This window comes from Streptomyces sp. NPDC059909 (assembly GCF_042730885.1).
Lineage (GTDB): Bacteria > Actinomycetota > Actinomycetes > Streptomycetales > Streptomycetaceae > Streptomyces.
Map to the genome: position 1 here is coordinate 1 of NZ_JBHWKX010000244.1, position 1,240 is coordinate 1,240.

The window sequence follows — 1,240 nt, forward strand, 5'->3', positions numbered from 1 at the left end:
GTCCCGGAGAGGACCGCCGCGCACAGCGAGGTCGGCGGCTGGCCGCTGGCCCCGGGAGCGGCCCACGCCAGGCCCACCATCATGCGGTCGTACACCCTCATCGGCTTCTGGATCAGCCCCAACGGGGCGAAGAAGATCTCCGCGGTCGAGAAGTTCCTGCGGTTCATGTACCGGCCCGAGTCGGTCTCGCGCTTCATCACCGAGAGCGGGCGGGACATGGCCCTGGAGACCGACACCGTCAGCAAGGACTTCCCCCTGGTGGCGGCGGCGCAGCGGCTCGGTGACGAGGTGGGCCAGGTGCTCCTGCCCGACCTGTACGTCCCGCCGACGGCCACCCAGCCGCTGATCACGGCGACCAGCACCGCCTTCACCCGCGGCACCAGCGCGGCCACCGTGCGCTCCGCCCTCGAATCCGCCTACCGCACGGGCTGATCCCGCGCGCCCGAGTCCCGAGGGGATTCCCCATGACGTCGCTCTCGTCCGCCCCGGCCGGCGCCCCCGCCGCCCGGAGCACCCCGCCGCCCCCCGGCCGCGCGCCCCGCCGCAAGCAGGGCGGAGTCGTCCTCGCCGTCCCGGCACTGGCCTGGTACCTGATCTTCATGGTCGGCCCGCTGGTCGCCATCTTCGTCATCGCCGTCCTGCACTGGCCGGGCATGCTCCAGCCGGTCTCCTACGCCGGGCTCGGCAACGTGCGCACGGTCCTGGCCGACCCCGTCTTCGCGGACGCGGTGGTCAACACCGGTATCCAGCTCGCCGTCGCGCTGCCGCTGATGATCGTCGGCGCGTACATGCTGGGCTACTACGTCGCGCAGCGGCCGCCGGGCCACCGGTTCCTGCGCTACCTGCTCTTCATTCCCGGCCTGATCTCCACCCCGGCCAAGGCGATGGTCTTCTACGCCGTCCTGTCGCCCGACGGCCTGTTCAACGGGGCGCTGGACAAGGCCGGCCTCGGATCGCTGACCGACGCCTGGCTCGCCTCGCCCTCCACCGCGCTCGCCTGCCTGATCGTGCTGGACGTGTGGAGCGGCATCGGGTTCACCGCCGTCCTCTTCGCCGCCCGGCTGGGCAGCGTGCCGGACGAGGTCGGAGAGGCTGCCCAGCTCGACGGGGCCGGGCACTGGCGGGCCATGTGGCGCATCCACTTCCCGATGATCCGCGACTTCGTCGGCGTCGTGACGATGCTCCAGTTCCTGTGGACCCTGTTCGGGTCGGCGCAGAACGTCCTGCTGCTCACCCAGGG

Annotated in this window: 1 protein-coding gene and 1 pseudogene; both read left to right on the forward strand. The window is 71.9% G+C overall.

Annotated elements, in window-relative coordinates:
* Nucleotides 1-432, forward strand: a pseudogene (locus ACFV9O_RS40550) (carbohydrate ABC transporter substrate-binding protein); the annotation flags it as partial.
* Between the two features lie 32 nt (nucleotides 433-464).
* Nucleotides 465-1,240 (forward strand): carbohydrate ABC transporter permease (locus tag ACFV9O_RS40555; RefSeq protein ID WP_385428137.1); only part of this gene is annotated, 776 nt, incomplete at its 3' end.